Source organism: Burkholderia sp. Ac-20392, from assembly GCF_017104585.1.
Lineage (GTDB): Bacteria > Pseudomonadota > Gammaproteobacteria > Burkholderiales > Burkholderiaceae > Burkholderia > Burkholderia lata.
In genome coordinates, this window is sequence record NZ_JAAGPB010000722.1 from 1 (window position 1) to 3,153 (window position 3,153).

The window sequence follows — 3,153 nt, forward strand, 5'->3', positions numbered from 1 at the left end:
TCGGCGGCCGCGACCACGCGCACGAGCCCCGGGCAGGCCGACGGGCGCACGACGGGCGACTCAGGAATCGAAACGGGGGCGGAACTCAACGGGGTACCGGGACAGTGTCGCGCCGCGGCCAACGCATCGGTACACCCCGCCCGACGCCGACTGGCACGCACGCACTTTCAGGCCGGCAGGTCTCCTGGCTGACAGGTCGGCGCCGGCTCCCGGCCTTCCCGGTGGAACCAGTGGCATGAGGGGGAGATCGGCTCGCTGTCTACAGTTGCGGGGGCAGCCACAGCGGCGCGTGGCGCGCCCTGTGTTCCCTCTTCGGCCCCGAGGGGCACCGGCGAACGAACGGCCGTAGGATACCCGATTTTCGCGACGATCCGGCATTGTCGATACGCCGCGCAACCGCGTCACAGCACGGTCGCAGCCGGTTTTGAGCTATCTCGCAAATGGTACGATTGGCGGCTCGACATCAGATCGGCGACCGCCGGTATCCGCGATGAAACTCGGCAGGACGGAGCTGTTCGGCATGGGTATTGCACTGGGCTTGCTGGCCATCCCGGCCTGGATGCTGCTCGCGTGCATACTGATCCCGCTTGCACCGGCGGCCGAGTGGCCGAAGAATGTCGGGCTCGCCGGCCTCGGCGTGCCGATCGTGGCGGGTGGCACGTTCCTGTACAGGAAAAGCGGGGCGCGGCCGCTCATGTGGCTGCTGCTCGGCTGGCTGCTGATCGCGTCGATCGGCGGCATGTATTTGGGCTTGCTGGTCTTGATTGGCCCGGTGACGCGCGGCTGACGTCGTCGCCGTATCGCACTGGCGGGCGGGCGACATGCACGGCGCGGGCGCGGATCGGGATCATCGACGAATCAACGCGCGGCAGCCCGGCTGCCGCGCATCGCAACACACGGTAGGGAATCGAACGATGGGGAAGGGTGCATGACGGCGTGGCTGACGGTAGTGGGCATCGGCGACGACGGTTACGCGGGGCTCGGACGCAGCGCGCGGCGCGCGCTGCTCGAATACACGGCGCTGCTCGACATGCCGGCCGAGTATTTCCTCGATACGGTCGACATCGTGTTCCAGCGCATGAGCCTTGCGCTCGGCACGTGGGACGTGGGCGGCCAGCGCGTCGAGCCGGCGGCCTTGCGCGGCATCGTCCTGCTGACCGTCGAAGGTGCGTGCGACAAGGTCACGGGCGCCGGCCAGACGCATGCGGCGCTCGACCTGTGCAGCAGCCTCGCCGACGATGAGCGCTACCGCATCGACATCGACGACTGCGATCACTACGGGCTGTTTACGGGAGCGCGCTGGCACGGGGATGTCCATCCGATGCTGCAGCGTGTGTTCGCGTGGGCCGAAACCCGCCGCCCTCGCCCGCGTCGCATCAGGCGGACGTGATCCCGAATCAGAGCCGCGCCGCGTCGAGCAATGCGCGTACCTCGTCGTCGCTCGTCTGCTCGAAGCGCGCGTAGAACTGGCTGATCCCGAAGAACGGCAGCGGCAGCGACACGGTGACGAACGCATCGGCCAGATCGTCGAACACATGGCGCGTGCCCGCCGGTGCGACCGGGGCAGCCGCCACGATCCGCGCCGGGTGACGCTCGCGCAACGCCTGCAGCGCGACGCGCATCGACGCGCCGGTCGCGACACCGTCGTCGACGACGATCGCGATGCGCCCTTCGACCGGCAGCGGCGGCGCGGCACCGCGATACAGCGCTTCGCGACGATGCAGTTCGGCGGTCTCGCGCGCGATCACGTCAGCGAGCTGTTCGTCGGACACGTTCATCGAGCGGAGCACCGAACGCTGCAGATGAATCGCGCCGCCCGTCGCGATCGCGCCCATCGCAAGCTCGGGATCGTACGGCACGCCGAGCTTGCGCACGACCAGCACGTCGAGCGGCGCGCGCAGCGCGCAAGCGACCGGATACGCGACGGGCACGCCGCCGCGCGGCAGCGCGAGCACGACGACATTGCCACGCCCCGCGTAATCGCCCAACGCAACGGCCAGCTGGCGGCCGGCATCGGCGCGATCGGCAAAACACTCGAACACGATCGGCTCCCTGCCGTTGCGCCGGATGCGCGAAACCCGCGTCGGCGCCTGTCAACGAGCATGGTTCATCGGCCGCGCCGATGCAAGCAGGGTCACACCGGCGCGCACGGCGCCGACGGAAAGGGTCAGAGGCCGCCGGCCTGCCGGTACAGCCGCCAGAACGACTGCGCATAGGATTGCGCAAGCTCGGGCGCGCGCTGGAACACGTTCACCGTTTCCGCATGCGCGGCTGCGCCTTCGGACAGCGTCGTCAGCGCGACGCTGTCGTCGACGATCACGAAGCGCGGCGCGGGATCGCCGTGCCGCGAATCGATCGCCACGTCGATACCCGACGATTTCAGATAGCCCGCGCCGCTGTATCTGCCTGCGCGCGGCGAACGCACGAGCACGACACGCACCTCGACCCCGCGTGCGCGGGCCGCGCGCAGCGCGCTCGCGACCGCCGGCGGTACGTGCGCATAGCCTGCCAGCAGCACGCGACGCTGCGCCTGGCCGATCAGCTCGACGGTCGCGTCGGCTGCTGCATTGTCATACGAAAAGTATGTGCCGACCGATGCGGCATCGGACGGAATCTGGCTGGCGTGGGCGCTCGCCGCGCAGCAAAGCGCGGCGAGAAGGAAGGCGGCTGGTCTCATGGCGGGCGCCATTGTAGCGACGCCAATTCGCGTGGCAAGCACCGGCTGCGATGCTGCTGCGCCGGCGCAACACACAGCGCAAAACCGGTGCCCGGCGAACGGGTTACAGCCCGCTTTTCACGCGGTCGATCAGCCCGCCGCGACGCGTGCGAGCCAGCTCGCCACGCCGTCGACGGAACGGAAATCCGCGAGGCTGCGCGCCGGCAGCGCCGGATAGGCACCACCTGCCATCTCGGCCAGCGCGCGGCCGGGACCGAGCTCGAGGAACGCGGTCGCACCAGCCTCCACGCAGGCGGCAAGACAGGCCGCCCACTCGACCGGCTCCGCGATCTGCCGCGCAAGCTTGTCGAGGCCTGCGTCGACGTCCAGCACCGATGTGCCATCGATCCCCGAAAACAGCCGCGTGCCGGGCAGCGGCCGCCGCACGTCGGTCGCGGCGAGCGACGCGCGAAACACCGGCACGGCCGCGGCGAGCC

General features: G+C 69.8%; 3 protein-coding genes, 2 pseudogenes and 1 riboswitch. Of the genes and pseudogenes, 2 read left to right on the forward strand and 3 right to left on the reverse strand.

Annotation, left to right across the window (positions count from 1 at the left end):
* Window positions 1-156: 156 nt before the first annotated feature.
* A riboswitch (cobalamin riboswitch) is annotated at window positions 157-348 on the reverse strand.
* A gap of 142 nt (window positions 349-490) precedes the next feature.
* Window positions 491-787 (forward strand): hypothetical protein, encoded by a 297-nt coding sequence (locus G3N99_RS37300; protein WP_174947111.1) that lies wholly within the window; start codon window positions 491-493, stop codon window positions 785-787.
* Between the two features lie 204 nt (window positions 788-991).
* Window positions 992-1,390: pseudogene (locus G3N99_RS37305) on the forward strand (polyhydroxyalkanoate depolymerase); the annotation flags it as partial.
* A 7-nt stretch (window positions 1,391-1,397) separates the two neighbouring features.
* Here the strand turns inward: G3N99_RS37305 and G3N99_RS37310 are convergent.
* From G3N99_RS37310 to G3N99_RS37320, 3 genes and pseudogenes are all read right to left on the reverse strand, one after another.
* On the reverse strand, window positions 1,398-2,042 hold the full coding sequence (locus G3N99_RS37310) for a phosphoribosyltransferase family protein (RefSeq protein ID WP_174987131.1): 645 nt from the start codon (window positions 2,040-2,042) through the stop codon (window positions 1,398-1,400).
* A 125-nt stretch (window positions 2,043-2,167) separates the two neighbouring features.
* Window positions 2,168-2,689: a phospholipase D-like domain-containing protein gene (locus G3N99_RS37315; protein ID WP_174934873.1), complete on the reverse strand. Its 522-nt coding sequence runs from the start codon at window positions 2,687-2,689 to the stop codon at window positions 2,168-2,170.
* Window positions 2,690-2,806: 117 nt separating this feature from the next.
* Window positions 2,807-3,153, reverse strand: a pseudogene (locus tag G3N99_RS37320) (malonate decarboxylase subunit epsilon); the annotation flags it as partial.

Coding starts and splice junctions, on each gene's coding strand:
- G3N99_RS37300 (WP_174947111.1), top strand. CDS start 491: ATGAAACTCGGCAGGACGGAGCTGTTCGGCATGGGTATTGCACTGGGC.
- G3N99_RS37315 (WP_174934873.1), bottom strand. CDS start 2,689: ATGGCGCCCGCCATGAGACCAGCCGCCTTCCTTCTCGCCGCGCTTTGC.